This window comes from Microvirga sp. CF3016, assembly GCF_036314085.1.
GTDB lineage: Bacteria > Pseudomonadota > Alphaproteobacteria > Rhizobiales > Beijerinckiaceae > Microvirga.
The window spans coordinates 261,445-283,164 of sequence record NZ_JAYGGM010000008.1; the positions used below are offsets into that span (position 1 = coordinate 261,445).

Genomic DNA, 21,720 nt, shown 5'->3' on the forward strand with positions numbered 1-21,720 from the left:
CGCCAGTGTCGCGATCCATAGCGGAAGCGGGACCGGATGGCTATGTAAGAGGTCTCAAGAAGCCGAGAGATGGTTGATGCCCGAACTGCCCGAAGTCGAAACCGTGCGCCGCGGCCTGGAGCCCGCCATGGTCGGCGCCCGGTTCACCAAGGTGACCCAGCGCCGGCCCGACCTGCGCTTTCCCTTTCCGGAGCGGTTCACCGAGCGGCTGGAAGGCCAGGAGGTGACGGCCCTGGGCCGGCGGGCCAAATATCTCCTCGCCGATCTCTCGTCCGGAGAGGTGCTCGTCATGCATCTGGGCATGTCCGGCCGGTTTCTGGTGACCCAGGGCGGGACCACCCGCATGCCGGGGGAGTTCCACCACGAGCACGGTGGCCTGGGAGCCCACGACCATGTGGTGTTCCAGCTCTCCAACGGGGCCGCCGTCACCTATAACGATGCCCGCCGCTTCGGCTTCATGGATCTGGTGCCCCGGTCGGCCATCGAGACGTCGAAGCATTTTGCCGGTATGGGGATCGAGCCTCTGGGCAACGAGCTCTCGGGGGAGACCATCGCGAGGCTTTTCGCCGGCAAGCGCACGCCCTTGAAAGCCGCCCTCCTCGACCAGCGCCTCATTGCAGGCCTCGGCAACATCTATGTTTGTGAGGCTTTGTTTCGCACCGGACTCCACCCGGAGGCCCCGGCCGGCTCGCTCGTGACAAAGAAAGGGGAGCCAACCGACAAGGCCTACCAATTGGCCGATGTCATCCGGGACGTGCTCACCGAGGCGGTCGAGGCTGGCGGCTCGACCCTGCGCGATCACGCACAGGTGGACGGTTCGCTCGGTTATTTCCAGCATTCCTTCCGGGTCTACGACCGGGAGGGAGAGCCCTGCGCGACCCCCGCCTGCACCGGCACGGTGGCCCGGCTCGTCCAGTCCGGACGCTCCACCTTCTATTGTCCGGAATGCCAGAAGCGCTCGCGCACCTGAGATGCCCCATGCTCTGCCGAAAGGTGAAGGCAGGGCTGCCGGATTTGCTCTTGCCGCGTCGCCCGCCCTCGCCTACCGGTGTCTCATCGGAGCGCTGAGGAGACGCCGGCATGGCTTTTGAGACGATTCTCGTTGAGACGCGCGGCAAGGTGGGACTGATCACCCTCAACCGGCCCCAGGCCCTGAACGCCCTCAATTCGGCGCTGCTGAACGAGGTGAACCAGGCGCTCGACGCCTTCGAGGCGGATCAGACCATCGGCTGCATCGTCATCACCGGCTCGGACAAAGCCTTTGCCGCAGGCGCCGACATCAAGGAGATGGCCGAGCTCACCTACCCGCACACCTACATGGCCGATTTCTTCTCCGGCTGGGAGAAGGTGTCCAGCCGGCGCAAGCCCATGATCGCCGCGGTGGCGGGCTTTGCGCTCGGCGGCGGCTGCGAGTTCGCCATGATGTGCGACTTCATCATCGCGGCGGACAACGCCAAGTTCGGTCAGCCGGAGATCAAGCTCGGCGTCATGCCGGGCATGGGCGGCACCCAGCGCCTGACCCGGCTCATCGGCAAGGCCAAAGCCATGGAGATGTGCCTGACGGGCCGGACGATGGGAGCCGAGGAGGCCGAGCGCTCCGGTCTCGTGGCCCGGGTGGTGCCGCTCGCCGATCTTCTCACCGAGGCCTTGAAGACGGCCGAGACCATCGCGTCCATGTCGCTGCCCATCGCCATGATGACGAAAGAAACCATCAACCGCGCCGACGAGGTATCCCTGTCCGAGGGCATCCGGTTCGAGCGGCGCCTGTTCCACGCCATGTTCGCCACGGCCGACCAGAAGGAAGGCATGTCGGCCTTCGTCGGGAAGCGCGCAGCCGAGTTCAAGAACCAGTAGACCGTGATCGATATCGGCTTCGACATGATCGCGGCTCTTGCCGCGGTCTCCTTTCTCGCGGGCTTTGTGGACGCCATCGCCGGAGGCGGAGGGCTCCTGACTGTGCCGGCGCTCCTGCTCGCAGGGCTCGACCCGGCCCAGGCGATCGCCACCAACAAGGTGCAGGGCTCTTTCGCGGCCGCCTCCGCGACCTACAGCTTCGCGCGCAAAGGCTTGATCGATTGGCGCAAGGCCGGGGGCTTCACCCTGGTGGCCTTTCTCAGCAGCATCGCGGGGGCGCTCTGCGTGCAATTTCTGCCGCGCTCCGTGCTCGAGGCGCTGATCCCGATCCTGCTGATCGCCATCGCGCTCTTCTTCGCCTTGTCGCGCAGGATGAAGGACGAGGATGCCCAGGCTCGGATGACGGCGCTCGGCTTCGGGCTCACCGCGCCGGTCGCCATCGGCTTCTATGACGGCATCTTCGGGCCGGGCGCCGGCTCCTTCTATATGCTCGCCTTCGTGACGCTCCTCGGCTACGGGGTGGTGAAGGCGACCGCCCATACCAAGCTTGTCAATTTCGCCAGCAATTTCGGCAGCCTCCTTCTCTACGCGACGACGGGTGCCGTGGTCTGGCCTGTCGGGCTCATCATGGCGGGCACCTCGTTTCTCGGCGCCCAGATCGGCTCCCGGCTGGCCATGCGGCTGGGCTCCCGGGTCATCCGCCCGCTCCTGGTCGTGGTGTCGAGCCTCATGGCGCTGAGGCTCCTTCTCGACCCCGCAAACCCGTGGCGCCAAGCCCTTCAGGCGCTTTTTTGACGCGCAAAGGCCCATGGACGTTGACGTTCGCAGGCATCGCGTCTATAAGCCGCCTCACATGAGCCCGCGCGTCCCGCGGGCTCTTCGGTTTCCATGCAATCAACCGATCGCTGCCGGAGCTCACGACGGGCTCGAGCTTGGCGCATCGGGATTTTGAAAAGAACGAGGATGGGCCATGGCCAACACCGTGTCCGCCAAGAAGATGACCCGCAAGATCGCGAAGCGCACCGCGATCAACAAGTCGCGTCGCAGCCGGATGCGGACCTTCGTCCGCAAGGTTGAAGAGGCGATCGCCGCTGGCAATCAGACCGAGGCAGTCGCCGCCCTGCGCGCCGCCGAGCCGGAGATGATGCGCGCGGCTCAGAAGGGCATCGTGCACAAGAACACCGCGTCTCGGAAGGTCTCGCGCCTCGCGAGCCGCATCAAGACGCTGAGCGCTTAAAAGCAGCTTCCAGAGCTGACTTTTCATCGTTGATCAGACCCGGCCGCGAGGCCGGGTTTTTTCGTTTCTGAGCTGGAATTCCGGCTTCAAATTTTATCCACACGACAGCTTGACTTTATCCTCGGCTGACCGGTTGAAAGCTCCACAGACCGGATTCAAACCGCACATAAAACATTTAGTTTCTTCAACAGCTTAGCAGGCAAAGCATCGCGAAGCATCAGAATCACCTCCCGAGTCGAGGCGAATCGGTTCTGAATCAAGGTTGCGAAAAGACTCTTTTTTCGCCCCTGCGGACAGGCTGTGGTGGAACAGTGAATCAGTTGAAGAGTCAGGACTTTAAAGCCCAGATTCAAAAGCTGTGGACGAGGCTGTGAACGCAGCAAGAGGCTTGCAAGCGCCTGCAAGCCGACTCGGCCGTATTGCACCCCGTCCTGCACCCTGTGTAAGGTCAATGTGCTTCAACGGCTCGCCGTGAAGTCATTCACTCAAAGCTCGAACTAAAACCACCATGTGCGGGGATCAGTCGTTGTTTCACTCTCTCAGGAAGCAAGCGAAGGCTCGTCCATTACCGAGAGGTAAACTTGATAGACCTTGAGTGAAGACAAAGGGGACGACAGTCAGCGATCGTCTCCACTTAAAAGCGTTAAAATAATCTTTAGTACAATTGGGGGCGCCACGTTTTGGATAACCTGTGAGGCCTTTGTGCCCTGGTGTTCGGAACGGGTCATGCGTGGGGGTTTCCGACCTTAAAGGAGGCGGAACCTCGTGGAGGAACATTGATGTATCGCAGCGAAGATCACCGCACCTTTGCCGCTCCCAGCGAGAACGGCATGGAGGCCCCGGGCGAACAATCGGCATCGGATGTGTGGGCGCGGGTCAAGCGCCGTCTCCGGGCCGAACTGGGGGAGGACATCTTCGCGAGCTGGTTCGGTCGCCTGGAGCTGGATTCGGTGGTCGAGGGCTGCGCCTATCTCACCGTTCCGACCCGCTTCCTGAAGAGCTGGATCGAATCCCATTACGCCGACCGGGTGCTGGCGGTTTACCGCTCGGAGGCTGGCGACGTGGAGCGCGTGTCCATCGGCGTGCGCAGCACCCTCGGGCGCGATCCTGCGGCCCAGCGCCGGGCGAGCGAAGCGCCCCGTCCGGCTCCAACCGCATCCATGGCGATGCCGAGCATGGCCGGGGAGATCAAAACTCCCTCGGCGGCCGCTCCTCAGGAGGAGCGCGGCGAGAATGGCGATCTCGGCGGTGCGCCGCTCGATTCCCGCCTCACCTTCGAGAGCTTCATCGTCGGACGCTCCAACGCTCTCGCCCATGCGGCGGCGGACCGAGTGGCGCATGCGCAGAACGGCCAGGCGATCTACAACCCGCTTTATCTCCACGCGGGCGTGGGGCTCGGCAAGACGCACCTTCTTCATGCCATCGGCCATGAGGTCCGTGCCCAAGGCCGCCGCGTCATCTACCTGACGGCCGATCGCTTCATGTACGGCTTCGTCGCTTCCCTGAAAGCCCAGACGTCGCTCGCCTTCAAGGAACGCCTTCGAGGCATCGACCTGCTCATCATCGACGACGTGCAGTTCATCCAAGGCAAGCAGATTCAGCAGGAATTCGGCCATACGCTGAACGCCCTCATCGATGCGGGCCGCCAGATCGTGATCGCCGCCGACCGTCCGCCGGCGGATCTGGAGAACCTGGACGAGCGCGTGCGCTCGCGCCTCGCCGGCGGCCTCGTGGTCGAGGTCAGCGCTCTCGACGAAGCGCTGCGCACCTCGATCCTCACCACCCGGATCGAGGCCCTGAGGACGATCCATCCCACCTTCGAGGTGGGCCCGAACGTGATCGCCTACGTGGCCCGCGCCATCACGGCCAACGGACGCGACCTCGAAGGCGCCGTGAACCGCCTGCTCGCCCATGCGACACTCACCAGCTCGGCCATCACGCTGGAAACCGCCGAGACAGCCATCCGCGACCTGGTGCGCAACCGGGAGCCCAAACGGGTCAAGATCGAGGACATCCAGAAGCTGGTGGCCTCCCGCTACAACGTCTCCCGCTCCGACATCCTCTCGGAGCGCCGCACCGCCGCCGTGGTGCGCCCGCGCCAGATCGCCATGTACCTGTCCAAGGTGCTGACGCTGCGTTCCCTGCCGGAGATCGGCCGCCGCTTCGGCGGGCGCGATCACACCACGGTGCTCCATGCCGTGCGCAAGATCGAGAAAGCCCTGGGCGAGGACCACGCCCTCTCCGATGAGGTCGAACTCCTCAAGCGGATGCTGCAGGAGTAAGCCCTCCGGGCCGGGTCACCCCCGGCCTTGCTTTCTCTGGCGACAAAAGCCAACATTGCTGCCCTGCTTGTCCCGCTCGAGGCTCGTCCTGAGCGGGATCGGGCCAAGAATTTCACCGAAACCGGGTGCTAGGTTATGAGAGTTACCGTTGAGCGCGCCGCTCTGCTGAAGGCGCTGGGGCATGTGCACCGCGTCGTCGAGCGCCGCAACACCATTCCGATCCTGTCGAACGTCCTGCTGCGCGCGGACGAAAGGTCGCTTCGTCTCAAGGCCACGGATCTCGACATCGAGGTGACGGAAACCATCCCCGCCGAGATCACGGAGGCCGGTTCGACCACGGTGCCGGCCTACATGATCTACGACATCGTGCGCAAGCTCTCGGACGGCGCCCAGGTCTCGCTCGAAATGACCGCCGATATGGGCCAGATGCAGATCCGCTCCGGCCGCTCGCGCTTCATGCTGCAGGCCCTGCCGGAAAGCGACTTCCCGGATCTCGCCGCCGGCGACCTGCCGCACCGCTTCACGCTGGCAGCCGCCGATCTCAAGCGCCTGATCGAGAAGACGCAATTCGCCATCTCGACGGAAGAGACGCGCTATTACCTCAACGGCATCTATCTCCACACGATCGATGCGGGCGGCTCCATCGTCATGCGGGCGGTCGCCACGGACGGTCACCGCCTCGCCCGCGTCGAGATCCCGGCGCCGACCGGTTCGGAGGGCATGCCCGGCGTGATCGTGCCGCGCAAGGCTGTGGCCGAGATCGTCAAGCTCGTGGAGGACGGCTCCGAAAACATCACCATCGAGTTGTCCTCCGCCAAGGTACGGCTGACCTTCGACGGCGTGGTGCTGACCTCCAAGCTCATCGACGGCACCTTCCCCGATTATCAGCGCGTCATCCCCGCCGGGAACGACAAGGTTCTCGTGGTGGAACGCAACGACTTCTCCAAGGCCGTGGATCGCGTCTCCACGATCTCGTCCGAGCGTGGTCGCGCGGTGAAGCTCGCGCTCAATGACGGCCGCCTGACGCTCACCGTCAACAACCCGGATTCGGGCAGTGCGACCGAGGAGATCGAGGTCGATTACGATGCGACGCCGATCGATATCGGCTTCAACGCCCGCTATCTTCTCGACATCACAGCCCAGCTCGACGGCGACACCGCCCTGTTCAAGCTCGCCGATCCCGGCTCCCCCACCATCGTGCAGGACCGCGAAGGCGCTTCCGCGCTCTACGTTCTGATGCCGATGCGGGTGTAAGCGACCACACGTATCCAGGGGCTGCAAAACAGCACCTGGAATCGTTTTCAGAACGAAACCTCACCTCATCACCGGCCTTGTGCCGGTGATGAGGTGAGGCACAACGCTCTTTATGATCGAGATGGCCGGGACAAGCCCGGCCATGACAAAGAGTGAGCTGGATGCATGGCCAGCATAGCAATCCAAATGCGCTTGGGCCGCAGCAACCCTTGATCTTTCGCGCCCGCTCCTGAATGAAGGGGGCGCATGTCCTCCTCGCCCGTTGCCGCGTCCCGAATCGCCCGTCTGATCCTCCAGGATTTCCGCACCTATGCGAGCCTGGATCTCGCCGTCTCGCGCCCGCTCGTGGCGCTGGTGGGCGAGAACGGAGCCGGCAAGACCAATGTGCTGGAGGCGATCTCGCTCTTCATGCCCGGTCGGGGTTTGCGACGCGCGGAGCTTGGAGAGATGGCACGCAACGAGGGGCCGGGCTCGTTCGCCATTTCCGTGACCCTCGACGCGCCCTACGGCGAGCATCGCCTCGGGACGGGAATCGAGCATCAGAATGAAGGCTCCCGCGCCTCGCGCGTCTGCCGCATTGACGGCATGCCCGCCTCGTCGCCGACGGCCTTTGCCGAGTACCTGCGCATCGTATGGCTCACCCCCGACCTTGATGCTCTGTTCCGAGGCCCGGCCGGCGACCGGCGCCGCTTCCTCGACCGGCTCGTGCTCGCGGTCGATGCGGAGCACGGCACGCGGGTGAATGCGCTGGAGCGGGCGTTGCGCTCGCGCAACCGCGTGCTCGAGGAAAACCCGGACGACCGCCTGTGGCTCGATGCGCTCGAACGCGAGGTGGCGGAGCTCGCCATCGCGGTCGCCGCCGCCCGACGCGAAACCGTGGAGCGACTGGCCAGCCTCATCCTCGAAACGCGCAAGGAGGAATCCCCCTTCCCCTTCGCCACGATGGGGATTGAGGGCGAACTCGATAGGCTCGTCGCCACCCTGCCGGCCGTCGATGCCGAGGATCGCTATCGCGCGATCCTGCGCGACCACCGTGCCCGCGACCGGGCAGCCGGGCGCACCCTCGTGGGGCCTCAGGCCTCGGATCTTCTCGTGCGCCACGGGCCCAAGGACATTCCGGCCAACACGGCCTCCACGGGCGAGCAGAAGGCGCTGCTGATCGGGCTCGTGCTCGCCCATGCCCGGCTCGTCGCCAGCATGAGCGGGATCGCCCCCTTCGTGCTCCTCGACGAGGTGGCCGCCCATCTCGATCCCCGCCGCCGGGCCGGCCTCTATGCGGCGCTGGAATCGCTGGGCGGGCAGGTCTGGATGACGGGGGCGGACCCAGGCCTGTTTCAGGAGCTGGACGGAAGGGCCGATCTCTTGCATGTTTCTCCTAGTCATATTGTTACAGTTCAGGGGCGCCCATGAAGATATTGAATTTCCCTTTCAGCACGACGGACTGGTCTTGCGTCGAGCCTGTTCTCCACCCGGGTGAGACGGGTCAGGCGACTTCGCGACATCAGCAATTCAACGATATTCGGGTCCGTCTTGTCGAATATTCGCCGAATTACCTGGCCGATCATTGGTGCAGCAAAGGTCATATCGTGCTTGTTCTCGAAGGTGAGTTCATCACCGAGCTCGAGGACGGGCGCGTCATCACGCTCAAGACAGGTCAAAGTCTTCAAGTGGCCGACCAGGCTGAACCACATCGAACCCGATCAGCCAATGGCGCGAAACTTTTTATCGTTGATTGATCTCGGCTGAGAAATGGAGCCGTCCTTGGGGCCCAAGGATCCAAAATCCAACGGATGCCACAACCGATCCACATGGGCTTCCGAATGGCTCCTGAGCCTTCGAGTCAGCTCTGAATTCAGCCGCATAGCCTGCGCCCGATCATGCCTCGTGAAGCGGACCGGCTGCAGGTGTCAGCGGGCGTGATCGAACCCATCACAACTCCTTGATGGCTCTCGAAGCCGCTCCGGCTTATGCTGGCGAACATTGTCTCTTCCGGGTGAAAACCATGGACCTCGCAGGCCTGCTTCTCTTCTCCTCGGCCCTCTTCATCGCCGCGGCCTCGCCGGGGCCGGGCATCGCCGCCATCGTGGCACGGGTTCTGGGAAGGGGACCGAAGGAGGCAGTGGTCTTCAGCCTCGGCGTGGCGATCGGGGACGTGGTCTGGCTGACCTTCGCGATCCTCGGGCTCGCCGCCCTGGCTCAGGCCTTCCACGGGGTGTTCCTGGTCGTCAAATATGCCGGTGCGGCCTATCTGCTCTACATCGCCTACAGGATCTGGACGGCCCCTGCTCTGGCCCAGGACGTGAAGGCGGAAAGACGGGCCGAGCACCCGGCCAAGCTTCTGCTCGGCGGACTTGCGCTGACCCTAGGCAACCCGAAGACCATCGTTTTCTATCTCGCCCTCCTGCCCACCATCCTCGATCTCACCCGGATCACGATGCTGGGTTTTGTGGAGCTGGCAGCGGCGACCCTCGCCGTGCTGGGGGTGGTCTTTGCCGGCTATATCGTGCTCGCCGCCCGTGCCCGGCAGCTTTTCACCACCCCGAGGGCGATCCGGATCCTCAATCGCACCACGGGTGCCCTGCTGGCCGGCGCGGCGGCCGCCGTTGCGTCACGGTGAGGGCCGCTCTGCCTGAGGCAATGAACCGCCCCTGAAACCACCCGATTCGGCAGTTTTTGGTGGATTTTTCCGCCCCAATCCGCGCGCGCGTAGGCGCGTGGGGGTGAAATTTCAACCATTCGCCCCTAAATAACTGATCTGACGAATCAAAACCCGGGCGCCCCTGTTCCTTTCCGCGCGTCTTGAAGGATCCCAAATGGCCGAACCTGCTATCAACGTGAATGCCGACGCCTATGGTGCGGAATCGATCAAGGTGCTCAAGGGCCTTGATGCGGTGCGCAAGCGGCCGGGCATGTATATCGGCGATACCGATGACGGCTCGGGCCTGCACCACATGGTCTACGAGGTGGTGGATAACGCCATCGACGAAGCCCTCGCCGGTCACGCAACGGAAGTCACCGTCACGCTCAACGCGGACGGCTCGGTGACCGTCACCGACAACGGCCGCGGCATCCCCACCGACATCCATCCGGGCGAGGGCGTCTCGGCGGCCGAGGTCATCATGACCCAGCTGCACGCGGGCGGTAAGTTCGACCAGAATTCCTACAAGGTCTCGGGTGGCCTGCACGGCGTGGGCGTGTCCGTGGTGAACGCGCTCTCTACCTCGCTGAAGCTGCGCATCTACCGCAACGGCAAGGAACACTTCATGGAGTTCCGCCACGGTGATGCGGTGGCTCCGCTCGCCGTCGTGGGCGATGCGCCGGACAAGCGCGGCACGGAAGTGACCTTCACGCCCTCGACTGAAACCTTCACCATGGTGGAGTTCGATTACGCGACCCTCGAGCACCGCCTGCGCGAGCTGGCCTTCCTGAACTCGGGCGTGCGCATCATCCTCACCGACAAGCGCCACGCGGAGCACAAGCGCGAGGAGCTGATGTACGAGGGCGGCGTCGAAGCTTTCGTGCGCTATCTCGACCGCGCCAAGACCCCGCTGATCCAGCGGCCGATCATGATCAACTCCGAGAAGGACGGCATCGGCGTCGAGGTCGCCCTGTGGTGGAACGACTCGTACCACGAGAACGTGCTCTGCTTCACCAACAACATCCCGCAGCGGGATGGCGGCACGCACCTCGCAGGCTTTCGTGCGGCCCTGACGCGCCAGGTGAACGGCTATGCGGAATCCTCCGGCCTGACGAAGAAGGAGAAGGTTTCCCTCACCGGCGACGATTGCCGCGAGGGCCTGACCGCCGTCGTGTCCGTGAAGGTGCCCGATCCGAAGTTCTCGTCGCAGACGAAGGACAAGCTCGTCTCGTCGGAGGTCCGTCCCGCCGTCGAGAACGTGGTCAACGAGGCTCTCAACAACTGGCTCGAGGAGCATCCGCAGGAGGCCCGCACCCTCGTCGGTAAGGTGGTGGAAGCCGCCGCCGCTCGCGAGGCCGCCCGCAAGGCGCGCGAGCTCACCCGCCGGAAAGGCGCGCTCGACATCGCGTCTCTGCCCGGCAAGCTCGCCGACTGCCAGGAGCGCGATCCGTCGAAGTGCGAACTGCTTCTCGTGGAGGGCGATTCCGCCGGCGGCTCCGCCAAGCAGGGTCGCGACCGCTCTTTCCAGGCCGTCCTCCCCTTGCGCGGCAAGATCCTGAACGTCGAGCGCGCGCGCTTCGACAAGATGCTGTCGTCGCAGGAGATCGGCACGCTGATCACCGCGCTCGGCACAGGCATCGGCCGCGAGGAATTCAACCTCGACAAGCTGCGCTACCACCGCATCATCATCATGACCGACGCGGATGTGGACGGCTCGCACATCCGCACCCTGCTGCTGACCTTCTTCTTCCGGCAGATGCCGGAGCTGATCGAGCGCGGCCATCTCTACATCGCGCAGCCGCCGCTCTACAAGGCGACTCGCGGCAAGCAGGCGATCTACCTGAAGGACGAGCGAGCGCTGGAGGACTTCCTGATCGATGCCGGCATCGAGAGCGCCTCCCTGCAGCTCGAAACCGGCGTGTCGTTCCAGGGCGATCAGCTGAAAGGTCTGATTGACGAGGCGCGCCTCGTGCGGCAGGTGCTCAACAGCCTGCATACGCGCTACGACCGGAAGGTCGTGGAGCAGGCGGCGATTGCCGGCGCGCTTCGTCCCGATGTGGCGGAAGACCCGCAGAAGGGTCCGGCCGCCGCGGCCTATATCGCCCAGCGCCTCGACGCGATCTCGGAGGAACTCGAGCGTGGCTGGACCGGCGAGGCTCATGACGGCGGCTACGTCTTTTCACGCACCGTGCGCGGCGTGAAGCAGACCGCAACCCTCGATCAGGCCCTCATTGCCAGCCAGGAAGCCAAGAAGCTGGATGAGCGTGCCACCACCTTGCAGGACGTCTATGCGAAGCCTGCGAAGCTTGTGCGCAAGAACGACGAGATGCAGATCGACGGTCCGCTCTCGCTGTTCCAGTCTGTGCTGTCCGCGGGCCGCAAGGGCCTGCAGCTCCAGCGCTACAAGGGACTTGGTGAGATGACCGCCCAGCAGCTCTGGGAAACGACGCTCGACCGCGACGTGCGCTCGCTGCTGCAGGTGAAGGTGAAGGACACCACCGACGCCGACGATCTTTTCGTCAAGCTCATGGGCGACGTGGTGGAGCCTCGCCGCGAGTTCATCCAGGAGAACGCCCTCTCGGTGGCGAACCTGGACGTCTGATCGTTAATGTAGCTGAAACCATAAAGACCCGCTGATTGTGTCTTTACATCCTAACCCGTCGAGGCGCGCACCTTTCCGGTGCGACCTTTTCTATTGCGTTCCAGTGCACTTCCAACTGAGTTCGAGCGACCAGCAGCATGTTCCTGTTGACGGGATCGCATTGGAGGCTCACCGCACAAGCCTATGCAATGGCGTCAGCGGGGAAGCAGCGGGCTTGGCGCGAGTGCTGGCACCATGAGTTCCACACTGACCCTCGCACGGCTCAGCGCCACGTAGGCAAGGCGACGGCCACGTTCGTCAGCAAAGTGCCCAGCGCTGAAGTTTCCCACCAACACATGGTCATACTCCAAGCCCTTGGCCTTGTGGATGGTGCCAATGCTTCGAGCAGGCTGTGGGGACGATAGCTTGCGGGCACTGATGGCGGCATCGAGTGCCTCCAAGGCATCGTCCGGCGCCGAAGGACGGATGCGTCCAAGGATGCGCAGGCACTCAGGCTGACGCAGGCGCAGCCAGTCCGGGGGGCACCGCGCGATGCCCGCGATGGCGGCGCAGAAACTCGCAAGATCGGGACAGGAGTAAACCGACGCGAAGGTCGCCAGAAGCGGTGCGAGGGCACGGCTACGTCCAGCTTGGATACTTTGGCCAGTCAGCGCGCGGCCAAGGGTCTCACGATAAGCCGCCGTCAACCCCGTTGCCACCTCACCGAGCAGATCAAGGATGATCAAGCATAGATCCCGTGGACGGCCGACCGCTGCGATGGCGCGCTCCAGCGCAGAATAAGCGTGCTCGAAATCCGCTCCCTCATTGAACGTGAGACGGCCGCGTCCCCAGCCATAAAGCCCAACGGACAAGTGCCTGCTGGCGGCGAGCACCGAAACCGTACCCTGTCGATGACGGTTGAGAAAGGCCTGCAGCAGCTGTGCCAAGAAGCGAGGACTCCCCCTCCCGAAGCCCGCATCGGGCATTCCGGCTACATAAGTGACGCGCACCCTCGCGGGCCGCCCAGACACGGGCAGCGGCGCGCCGGCCTTGAGCGCGTTGCGAGCCCTGAGGATCCACTCGCCCAGTTCAGGCGCCTGGGACCAGCGCTGCGGAGTATCAAGCGCGACCCAGACATCAGCTTCGTACTCCAACTGGCGCCACGAGATCGCATCTCCGTCGTCGTAGATCGCCTGAAGAGGGTCCCCAAATATCCGCAGCCGCCCGGAACCGGCCTCAGCGAGAATGCGTGCCACCCGATGTTGGTCGCGGCGTGCGTCCTGGTGCTCGTCGGCGATGATGACCGGATATCGGGCCGCAACCATGCGCGCGAGCGAAGGGCTGCGCGACAGGAGTTCCACCGCCTTCCCGGCGAGAGTGTCAAAGGGTACGCGGCCGCGGCCTGGCCCGACCTGACGACGCAGGTCGGACGGCAAACCGAGCACACTCGCGTAGGGACTTAGGAGGTCAAGGCAAAACGCATCGATGGTGGTGACCCGCACGGACCCGCGCACACCTCGCGTCCTTGCCCAGAATGCCTGCACAGCAGCGTTGGTATGGGCCAAGACCAGAACCTCGCGCCCCGGATCCAGCGTCGGTGCGAGGTCTGCAGCGAGGGCGGCGGCCTCATGCGTCTTTCCGCAGCCGGCCGGCGCCTCCGTGAGCACCACTGGAGCCGATGAACGCAGAATCTCGCGGCAGCGGGCGAGGGTCACGTCGCGGTCCGAAGCACAGTCGCGAAGGGCTCAACCTGCCTCCTGATGGCTTCTGGCAAGCCCGCATCCAGAAGGCGCTGCCCGAGAAGACGGCCAGCATCAACGGTCTTGAACCAAGTATGTTTGCTCATGCACGTTGCCAAAGCCTGCCGAACAGCTTCCGCGCCGAACTCATCGACCAATTCGGCAATGGTTCCGCCCGTGGCTTGGAAGAACCGCCCACGGACCTGGTCCACGTATGAACGCTCCCGGCCATCCCTTGCCTCGGCCGCCCAGGCTGGGACGTCTACGAGCCGCTCCTCGGGCAACCACTTGGCGACGGCCTCCTCGATGTTGCAGGCGTCTTCCCAGACAAAAAGATGACAGCCTGCGCTGACGCGTGCGCGTCTTTCCGGAGACGACACCTCGTTGTCGAGGAAGGCGGCGCATCGAAGGTTGGCCGCAGCGAACGCTTCCACCTTCGCGAACACCTGCGGCTGCCCTCGGCCATCAATGAGATGAATGCCGAAACGGTCCAGGGAGCCACCCAAGAACGGAGGCGGCAGGACCGACAGAAGCCCAATCTCTGTCGGCCCTTCACAGAACAGAGGCAGGGGGCAAAGAAGCGCCTCCGGGTCAGTTGCGAGAACCTTGTGCAGGTCGGGGCTGTCCAGAGCCACGATTTCCATGCTCGGATCCATGCGCCAGACGGATCCTGTTGGCATCCGCGACAGGACAGCTGGTGCGTGGTGAGGAAGGCGTGGCCGCGCTCACCTGAAAGCTCGACAATGCGCTCAGCCGCGATACGCTGCCGGTACGGCTCAAGCCCGCGTTCAGGCTCGTCAACGACGATCACTGGCTGGTCGAGTGCAAGTGCGGAAGACATCTCCAGCAAGGCGAGGTGACGGGTGCCGGTTCCAGACAATGCAATTGGCACGGCCTCGGCGGCATCGGCTCCGTGCAAGAGCGTCACCATTCCGGGCAGCGTCGTGCCGCCCGCCGGCGGCACGATGCCAAGGTGCAGATCTGTCGGAAGATTGGCCCGCTCAAAGAGCGCGGCCATGCTCGCCACGCCCTCCTGTACGCTCGCGGGCAGTTCGAGACTGCGCGAGGCGACAGCCACCGCCTGATGCAGCGCTGGACGGAATTCAGTCCGTCCGAGATATCTATCGAGGAGGCTGCCTGGCCCGACCCGCAGGTCACGTGGAGCTCGGTCCTCATCCGGGAGTGGAGCTATTTGCCCGTTTCGCCAGCCCTGGAGCAAAGGCGGGAAGCGATCCGTTGCGAGAAGCCTCGGATCCGGCACACTGATGACCGCGGTAATCTCAAAACCGTTGCCGACCCGGCGCTTATGGTAATCAAATTCGCTGCAAGGCCCTGCCGGGTATGGTGCCAAGAGGAGCGAGATGGCGGCGAGCACCGTGCTCTTCCCGCTATCGCCTGTGCCGATTAGACAGTTGACCCCGGGTTTCGGGTCCCATGTGAAATCGCTGAGACCACGGTAGTTTCTGATGGTGAGTCGCAGGATGATTCTTTGGAGATACTTCGGTATCACCAACGAAGGACGAGTATGGGCTTTACATTGCTACGGCTGCCGCACTGCGCTCCGTCGATCTTTCACGTCAGGTGGGCGCCGCCATCTTCAGCAAGCGTGGCGAGGTGATTTCCCTCGGGTGCAATGAGGTTCCAAAAGCAGACGGCGGTACATATTGGTCTGACGATGACCAGCCTCCTGTCCGGGACATTGAATGGGGCAGAGATCCGAACCAGGAACGCAAGAACGAGATTATCTATGACTTGCTGGACCGCATGTTCGATGAAGGGCTCCTATCCGACAAGCTCGGATCGATGGAGGATGGACAGAAGAGAGTAGATACGCTTCTCGCAAGCAAGAAGATCAAAGATGCTCAGCTTCTCGACATCATTGAGTTCGGGAGAATCATCCACGCCGAAATGCCTGCGATCTCAGACGCCGCACGTCTGGGACGAGCAACGGCAGGCGCAAGCCTCTACTGCACGACCTTTCCGTGTCACTTGTGTGCAAAGCATATCGTAGCGGCGGGTATGGATCGCGTCGTCTTTCTCGAACCATACCCAAAGAGCAATAACTGGAGTAATAAACTTCAGCTCGTGCGACGGCAAAGCAATCGAAAAGTTCACCATCTTCCCAGAAGAAACATCTAGCTTCTTGGCTCTCGTATTGATTGATTTCTTCTCGAAAGAACTAAACTGCCGATAAATCTCGCGATAAACTGGCCCGAACTCCCAGGCTTCTGCTTTCTCTCGAAGCCAAAGGTTTATTGAAATGCGCTAAGAAGTGTCCGTGCGCAAAATATAGAATCTTGTTGATAGACAAGTTGGTGACGCTGATGCCGAGGTGCTCCGCTCGGTCAAGCACAACGTTCGCAATTGCGCGCACGTCGTACGCCATAACAACTCCTAGAATTCAGCAATTTGATTCGAAGATAGTCCCATCCATGGTCAGAGCAACCGGTAAGCGCGTTTGGCGTCCAAAGATCCTTAACAAACGGGGTGCGCTCAATAGGTAGCTGACCCCAAGACGCCGTCAGCACTCCTGCAAGTCTCAGTGCGTCCCGTGGAGGCACTTGTCGTGGTCGGCGAGCACCTCGATGATCCGGCACTCGGCCACCTTACCGTTGTCACAGGCAACCATGTTCTGGAGCTCGTCCCGCAAGGCGGCCAGACGAGCGATCTTGTCGTTGACATCTTCCAGATGGGCCTTCGTGATCTCATGCGCTTCGCCACAAGAGCGATCCGGATGGCTCGCGAGACTCAGGAGCTGACGGATCGCGTCGACCTCGAACCCAAGTTCGCGAGCGTGACGGATGAAGTTGAGCCTCCGGACGTCCTCGGGACGGTACCGCCGCTGCTGCCCCTCAGTCCGGACCGGCTCAGCCAGCAATCCGATCTGCTCGTAGTACCGGATAGTCGGGATCTTCACCTCGGTTTTCCGGGACAGCTCGCCAATCGTCAGGGACATTAAAAAACCTGTTGAACCTCTAACTGCTAGAGGTTGTAGCCTTCGGACGAATCAAAGTGAAGAGGTTTGTGAGGTTTGTGATGTGTGAGGCATGCAACATGCCCGGCGCTCCCGAGGAGAAGCTCGAAGCCATACCGGCAAATGGACAGCGCACCCGCTACAGAGTTTCAGGCATGGATTGTGCGTCATGCGCGACCAAGATCGACAATGCCTTGCGGCGTGTGCCAGGCGTGGCGGAGGTGAACGTTTCAGTTCCCGCAGGAACGGTGACCGTTGCCCATGACGACACGGTCATCCCTGCAGCCCTTGCCAAGCAAATTGGAACCCTCGGTTTCAAGGTCACTGGGCAGGGCCCCGCCGATGCCAAGCCGGCCCGCCCGAACGAGGAGCATTCGGATCACGACCATGGTCCCGGCGGTCACAATCACAAGCACGACCATGATGAGGTGTCTGCAGGCCTGCACGGTCACCTGCACGACCATGGCCCCAGCGACGGTCCGTGGTGGCGGAGCCCCCGCGGCCTCCTGACCATCTTCTGCGGCCTGGCGCTCGTCGCCGCTTACGGGATCGGCCAGCTCTTTCCGCAGACCGGCCATTGGGCCTTTGTGCTCGCCATGGCCGTCGGCCTCGTCCCGATTGCCCGGCGCGCCTTCGTGGCGGCCCGCTTCGGCACGCCGTTCTCCATCGAGATGCTGATGACCATCGCAGCCGTCGGCGCGGTGATCGTCGGCGCCACCGAAGAGGCCGCCATGGTGGTCTTCCTGTTCCTCGTCGGCGAGCTTCTGGAGGGTGTCGCCGCCGGACGGGCCCGGGCCAGCATCCAGGGGCTGACCAAACTCGTGCCCAAGACGGCCCTGCTCGAACGCGGCGGCAGGACTGAGGAGGTCCAAGCTGAAACCCTCACCGTCGGCTCGACCATCCTGGTCCGCCCCGGCGACCGTGTTCCCGCCGACGGTGTGATCGTCGACGGCGAGAGCGCCATCGACGAGGCCCCTGTCACCGGCGAGAGCATGCCGAAGCGCAAGGGCACCGACGACACCGTCTTCGCCGGCACCATCAACGGCGACAGCGCGCTGCGCGTGCGCGTCACGGCGGCCGCGCAGGACAACACCATCGCCCGCATCGTGCGCCTCGTGGAGGAGGCGCAGGAGAGCAAGGCGCCAACGGAGCGCTTCATCGACCGCTTCTCGCGCTACTACACGCCCGCCGTCCTTCTCGTCGGTGCCCTCGTCGCCATCCTGCCGCCGCTGCTCTTCGGCGCCTCCTGGGGCGCGTGGGTCTACAAGGGCTTGGCCATCCTGCTGATCGGCTGCCCCTGCGCCCTGGTGATCTCGACCCCGGCCGCCATCGCCGCCGGCCTGTCGGCGGGCGCCCGCCGCGGCCTGCTGATGAAGGGCGGGGCCGTGCTGGAGAGCCTCGGCAAGATCACCATGGCGGCCTTCGACAAGACCGGCACGCTGACCGAGGGCAAACCCAAGGTCACCGGCGTGATCCCGGTCGGGCGCTCCGAGCGGGAGGTGCTGTCGCTGGCCGCCGCCCTGGAGACCGGATCGAGCCATCCACTCGCCACGGCCATCCTCGCGAAAGCGGCCGAGGCCAAGGCCCCGGTTCCACCGGCCGCGAATGCGGGTGCCGTCGGCGGCAAGGGTGTGACCGGCAGGGTCGGCGGCGTGTCGCTGTTCCTCGGTTCGCCGAAGGCTGCTGCGGAGAAGGTGCCTCTCACGCCGGAGCAGACCGCCCAGATCACGGCCCTGAACGACGAGGGCAAGACGGTCTCCGTGCTCCTGGCAGGGGACCAGATCGCCGGATTGATCGCCATGCGCGACGAGCCGAGGCCGGATGCCAAGGAAGGCCTCGAAGCCCTCAAGAGCGCCGGCGTGAGTGCCCTGATGGTCACCGGCGACAACCGCCGCACGGCGCAGGCCATCGCCACCGGCCTCGGCATCGAGCCTCGGGCCGAGCTGCTGCCGCAGGACAAGCAGGCCATCATCCGTGAGTTCCAGGCCAAGGGGCAGGTGGTCGCCAAGATCGGCGACGGCATCAACGACGCTCCGGGGCTGGCCGCCGCCGACGTCGGCATCGCCATGGGCGGCGGCACCGACGTGGCGCTAGAAACGGCGGACGCCGCCGTGCTGCACGGTCGCGTCCTCGATGTCGCCCGCATGGTGCGCCTGTCGCGCGACACGATGGCCAACATCCGCCAGAACATCACCATCGCGCTCGGCCTCAAGGCGGTGTTCCTGGTCACCACCATCATTGGCGTGACCGGGCTCTGGCCCGCAATCCTGGCCGACACCGGTGCGACGGTGCTGGTCACGGCCAACGCCATGCGCCTGCTCGGGGCCGGGGGACGGACGTGATGCCTTCGCCCGGGCTGCCGGTCGTGATCCTTGTCGTCGTCGGCACCGCCTTCGCGGCGCTGACACGGTGGGTGGGACAACGCATCGGGCGTTCGGCCAACCGGTTCGGCACGGGCGACACCGTGCACGACTTCGTGGGCCGGGCGTACCGCGTCAGTGGCGCGATCCTGTTCGTCTTCCTAATCGCCCGAGCCATCGCGCCGGAGCTCGACACGGCCGCTGGCCTGATCCCCACGCTTGCCCGTCCGCGCGTCGCATGGCTGGGCCTGACGGTCATGCTCATTGGCAGCGCCGTCATCCTTGCCGCCCAGGCACAGATGGGCGCGTCCTGGCGCATCGGCCTTGATCAGGAGCGGACCGGGCTCGTGACGTCGGGCCTGTTTGGCTGGTCACGCAACCCGACCTTCCTGGGCATGGTGACCGTGCTGCTCGGGGCCTTCCTCGCGGCTCCGACCGCCGTCACGGCCATCGTGCTCGCAGCCGCCTGGATCACCTTCTCGGTCCAGATCCGCATGGAGGAGGAGCACCTGCTCCGCATGCACGGGCCGACCTATGACCGGTACCGTGCTGCGGTGCCGCGCTGGATTGGCCTTCGTGGACACTCGCCCCAGGCATCCTACGTACACGGCTAGCCTGTGGATCACAGGTGAACCAAGGTCAGCGCCTCAATCCTGCCGGACTTGGCGGCAACCTCTGGGTTGGATCGGCCGGGCCTGCGGCAAGCAGGCTTGAAGCCGACGATCAAGGGAAACGGGGAACTGTCCGGCGCAAGGTTCGGGCAGACAGAATGCGAGGATCCCCACGATGAAGCGTATCGCATTGGCTGCGGGCCTCGTGCTCGCGCTCGCCGCCTGTCAGGGCGAGAACCGGTCCACGCGTCACCTGGCGCCGATCCCGCCGGCCACCATGGCGCTGATGGCCAGCAAGGGCATGTCGCAGAACGATCCGATCCTGATGCGGGCCTACAAGAAGGAATCCGAGATTGAGGTCTGGAAGCGCGGCCCCGACGGCCGGTACGCGCTGCTCAAGACCTACCCGATGTGCCGCTGGTCGGGCCAGCTCGGCCCCAAGACCCGCGAGGGTGACCGCCAGGCGCCGGAGGGCTTCTACACGGTCGCCCCAGCCCAAATGAACCCGAATTCCAGCTTCCACCTCTCGTTCGATCTTGGGTATCCGAACGCATACGACCGCGCCCATGGCCGGACGGGGGCGCACCTGATGGTGCATGGCTCGTGCTCGTCGAGCGGCTGTTTCGCGATGACAGACGAGGCCATCTCGGAGGTCTATGCCCTGGCCCGCGAGTCCTTCGCCAGCGGCCAGCGCAGCTTTCAGTTCCAGTCGTATCCGTTCCGGATGACGGCGGAGAACCTGGCCAAGCACCGCCTTGACCCGAACATCGCGTTCTGGAGGAACCTCAAGGAAGGCTCGGACTACTTCGAGCTCGCCAAGCAGGAGCCGCAGGTGTCCGTGGCCAACCAGCAGTATGCCTTCAGTGGTGATGCTTCGGTGATGGCGGCCGTCGCGCGGAAGCGGCAGAGCGACGACCAGCAGGTCGCCGGATTGGCGGCCAAGGGCGTGCAGCCCGTCAGTTTGGTCTACTCCGACGGCGGGCAGCACCAGATTTTTCGGCAGGCTCTGGCCGGGGAAGATGGCTCGCTTGCCGTCGATGCCAGCGCCCGCAATCGGCTCGGCGACGTGAGCCGGCCCGAGGCGTTGGCCGCCGGGCCGCAGGAGGTCGTCCTCGGCGCGAACGGCAAGCCACGGCAGGGATCATCGTCGACGCTCGCCTACACGTCGCAGAAGCCGCAGGAAGGCCGGGTTCCGTCCGGCAAACCGAGCAGTCAGGTTACTCCGGCAGCAGCGGCGCCTGCGCCGGCAGCCCGGGAGGGAGGCGTCGGGGGTTCTGTCCTTGAGCGCTTTCGAGGGCTCTTCGGCGGTTAGGGCTGCGGAGCGGCGACGGGAAGGCTCCACGTCGGCCTGAGTTCGGCTTGCGGGTATGGTGGTCAAGAGGCACATCCGCCAAGAAGTACGACACAGTCTACTCGCGTGCGGAGGGATTTAATGACGGTCCCGCAATGGGCGCTCCTCGGCTTTGCCGTCTGGACGCTGCTGGTGCTCTTCGGAACGGTTGGTGTCTACCGATGGTCCAGGATTCTCACCGGGCGGGTGAGGATTTCCGAATGGCAGGCTGGCTCGCCTCAAGGCAGCGACTGGTACCAGCGCGCCATGAGGGCCCACATGAACTGCGTCGAGAACCTGCCGGTCTTCGCCGCCATCGTCCTTTGCGCAACGGCAGCCGGTGCGGACAGCCGCCTCCTGGACCTGCTTGCCGGAGCCATTTTGGTCGCACGCATCTGTCAGACGACGGTCCACCTCACCTTTACACCGTCCGATCTCGCCGCCTCGGTCCGGTTCGCGTTCTTCTTCGTGCAGGCGATCTGCATGCTTGCAATGGCCACATCCGTTGCAGTCTCAGCCGCAGAATGAAGGCTGCCTTCGATGGTCGAGAATGTGCTTCGTCAGCTTGATCGGACCCAGGCGATCCATCGACGCCTGGCACGAAGCAGACGAAAGCCGAGCTTCCGCAATCATGGGGTAAGCTGACCTTCATAAGGCCACGCCCAACTGCTTAGTTCGACCCAAAGGGGTCCTTCATGCTGGAGCATACGTTCCCTAGGATCCCATAATTCACATGTGAAGTTCTTCAGCGCCCCCGCAGTCGTTTGGCGGAGTGCCCCGATAAGTCCCTCTGCTGCGGCATAGTGTGATACACTGGTGTAAGGCCCACTCCTGTGACGTGCGCCTTGTGGGCCGACAAA

18 protein-coding genes and 1 pseudogene are annotated in these 21,720 nt (G+C 64.1%); 15 read left to right on the forward strand and 4 right to left on the reverse strand.

From position 1 onward, the window contains the following. Positions 1-76 precede the first annotated feature (76 nt). From mutM to gyrB, 10 genes are all read left to right on the forward strand, one after another. The gene (mutM, locus tag VB672_RS14265; protein WP_329784855.1) at positions 77-970 is read left to right on the forward strand and encodes a bifunctional DNA-formamidopyrimidine glycosylase/DNA-(apurinic or apyrimidinic site) lyase; all 894 of its coding nucleotides are present in this window, start codon (positions 77-79) and stop codon (positions 968-970) included. Positions 971-1,080: 110 nt separating this feature from the next. Beyond that, a complete protein-coding gene (locus VB672_RS14270; RefSeq protein ID WP_329784856.1) occupies positions 1,081-1,854 on the forward strand; it encodes an enoyl-CoA hydratase in 774 nt (257 codons plus the stop codon). A gap of 24 nt (positions 1,855-1,878) precedes the next feature. Continuing rightward, positions 1,879-2,649: a TSUP family transporter gene (locus VB672_RS14275; protein WP_442932042.1), complete on the forward strand. Its 771-nt coding sequence runs from the start codon at positions 1,879-1,881 to the stop codon at positions 2,647-2,649. Between the two features lie 175 nt (positions 2,650-2,824). Continuing rightward, a complete protein-coding gene (gene rpsT, locus VB672_RS14280) occupies positions 2,825-3,091 on the forward strand; it encodes a 30S ribosomal protein S20 (protein ID WP_114947025.1) in 267 nt (88 codons plus the stop codon). Positions 3,092-3,921: 830 nt separating this feature from the next. Then, the gene (dnaA, locus tag VB672_RS14285; RefSeq protein ID WP_329784878.1) at positions 3,922-5,373 is read left to right on the forward strand and encodes a chromosomal replication initiator protein DnaA; all 1,452 of its coding nucleotides are present in this window, start codon (positions 3,922-3,924) and stop codon (positions 5,371-5,373) included. A 135-nt stretch (positions 5,374-5,508) separates the two neighbouring features. Continuing rightward, complete coding sequence (gene dnaN, locus VB672_RS14290) at positions 5,509-6,627, forward strand: DNA polymerase III subunit beta (RefSeq protein WP_329784857.1); 1,119 nt, start codon at positions 5,509-5,511, stop codon at positions 6,625-6,627. A 246-nt stretch (positions 6,628-6,873) separates the two neighbouring features. Then, positions 6,874-8,037 (forward strand): DNA replication/repair protein RecF, encoded by a 1,164-nt coding sequence (gene recF, locus VB672_RS14295; RefSeq protein WP_329784858.1) that lies wholly within the window; start codon positions 6,874-6,876, stop codon positions 8,035-8,037. Then, a complete protein-coding gene (locus VB672_RS14300; RefSeq protein WP_329784859.1) occupies positions 8,034-8,363 on the forward strand; it encodes a DHCW motif cupin fold protein in 330 nt (109 codons plus the stop codon). The genes recF and VB672_RS14300 overlap by 4 nt, the downstream gene beginning before the upstream one ends. Positions 8,364-8,629: 266 nt before the next feature. Beyond that, positions 8,630-9,244 (forward strand): LysE family translocator, encoded by a 615-nt coding sequence (locus VB672_RS14305; RefSeq protein WP_329784860.1) that lies wholly within the window; start codon positions 8,630-8,632, stop codon positions 9,242-9,244. A 196-nt stretch (positions 9,245-9,440) separates the two neighbouring features. Beyond that, a complete protein-coding gene (gyrB, locus tag VB672_RS14310; RefSeq protein ID WP_329784861.1) occupies positions 9,441-11,867 on the forward strand; it encodes a DNA topoisomerase (ATP-hydrolyzing) subunit B in 2,427 nt (808 codons plus the stop codon). A gap of 194 nt (positions 11,868-12,061) precedes the next feature. Here gyrB and VB672_RS14315 read toward each other — a convergent pair whose 3' ends face one another. The 3 genes and pseudogenes from VB672_RS14315 to VB672_RS22625 form a co-directional block, all read right to left on the reverse strand. Continuing rightward, positions 12,062-13,561, reverse strand: coding sequence for a UvrD-helicase domain-containing protein (locus VB672_RS14315; RefSeq protein ID WP_329784862.1), 1,500 nt, complete (start codon positions 13,559-13,561; stop codon positions 12,062-12,064). Beyond that, positions 13,558-14,220, reverse strand: a complete 663-nt coding sequence (locus tag VB672_RS14320) for a hypothetical protein (RefSeq protein ID WP_329784879.1) — start codon at positions 14,218-14,220, stop codon at positions 13,558-13,560. The genes VB672_RS14315 and VB672_RS14320 overlap by 4 nt, the downstream gene beginning before the upstream one ends. A gap of 71 nt (positions 14,221-14,291) precedes the next feature. After that, positions 14,292-15,095, reverse strand: a pseudogene (locus VB672_RS22625) (ATP-dependent nuclease); the annotation flags it as partial. A 44-nt stretch (positions 15,096-15,139) separates the two neighbouring features. Here VB672_RS22625 and VB672_RS14330 point away from each other — a divergent pair. Beyond that, a complete protein-coding gene (locus VB672_RS14330; protein ID WP_442932043.1) occupies positions 15,140-15,724 on the forward strand; it encodes a deaminase in 585 nt (194 codons plus the stop codon). A gap of 400 nt (positions 15,725-16,124) precedes the next feature. On the opposite strand, the gene VB672_RS14335 is transcribed toward VB672_RS14330, so the two are convergent. After that, entirely contained in the window at positions 16,125-16,541 is a 417-nt protein-coding gene (locus tag VB672_RS14335) for a MerR family transcriptional regulator (RefSeq protein WP_329784863.1), read from the reverse strand. Positions 16,542-16,639: 98 nt separating this feature from the next. Here VB672_RS14335 and VB672_RS14340 point away from each other — a divergent pair, with 98 nt between their 5' ends. From VB672_RS14340 to VB672_RS14355, 4 genes are all read left to right on the forward strand, one after another. Continuing rightward, positions 16,640-18,901 (forward strand): heavy metal translocating P-type ATPase, encoded by a 2,262-nt coding sequence (locus tag VB672_RS14340; protein WP_329784864.1) that lies wholly within the window; start codon positions 16,640-16,642, stop codon positions 18,899-18,901. Next, a complete protein-coding gene (locus VB672_RS14345; protein ID WP_329784865.1) occupies positions 18,901-19,533 on the forward strand; it encodes a methyltransferase family protein in 633 nt (210 codons plus the stop codon). Before VB672_RS14340 ends, VB672_RS14345 begins: the two co-directional genes overlap by 1 nt. A gap of 172 nt (positions 19,534-19,705) precedes the next feature. Beyond that, on the forward strand, positions 19,706-20,842 hold the full coding sequence (locus VB672_RS14350) for a murein L,D-transpeptidase family protein (RefSeq protein ID WP_329784866.1): 1,137 nt from the start codon (positions 19,706-19,708) through the stop codon (positions 20,840-20,842). Between the two features lie 120 nt (positions 20,843-20,962). Then, positions 20,963-21,388: an MAPEG family protein gene (locus VB672_RS14355; protein ID WP_329784867.1), complete on the forward strand. Its 426-nt coding sequence runs from the start codon at positions 20,963-20,965 to the stop codon at positions 21,386-21,388. Positions 21,389-21,720: the final 332 nt, after the last annotated feature.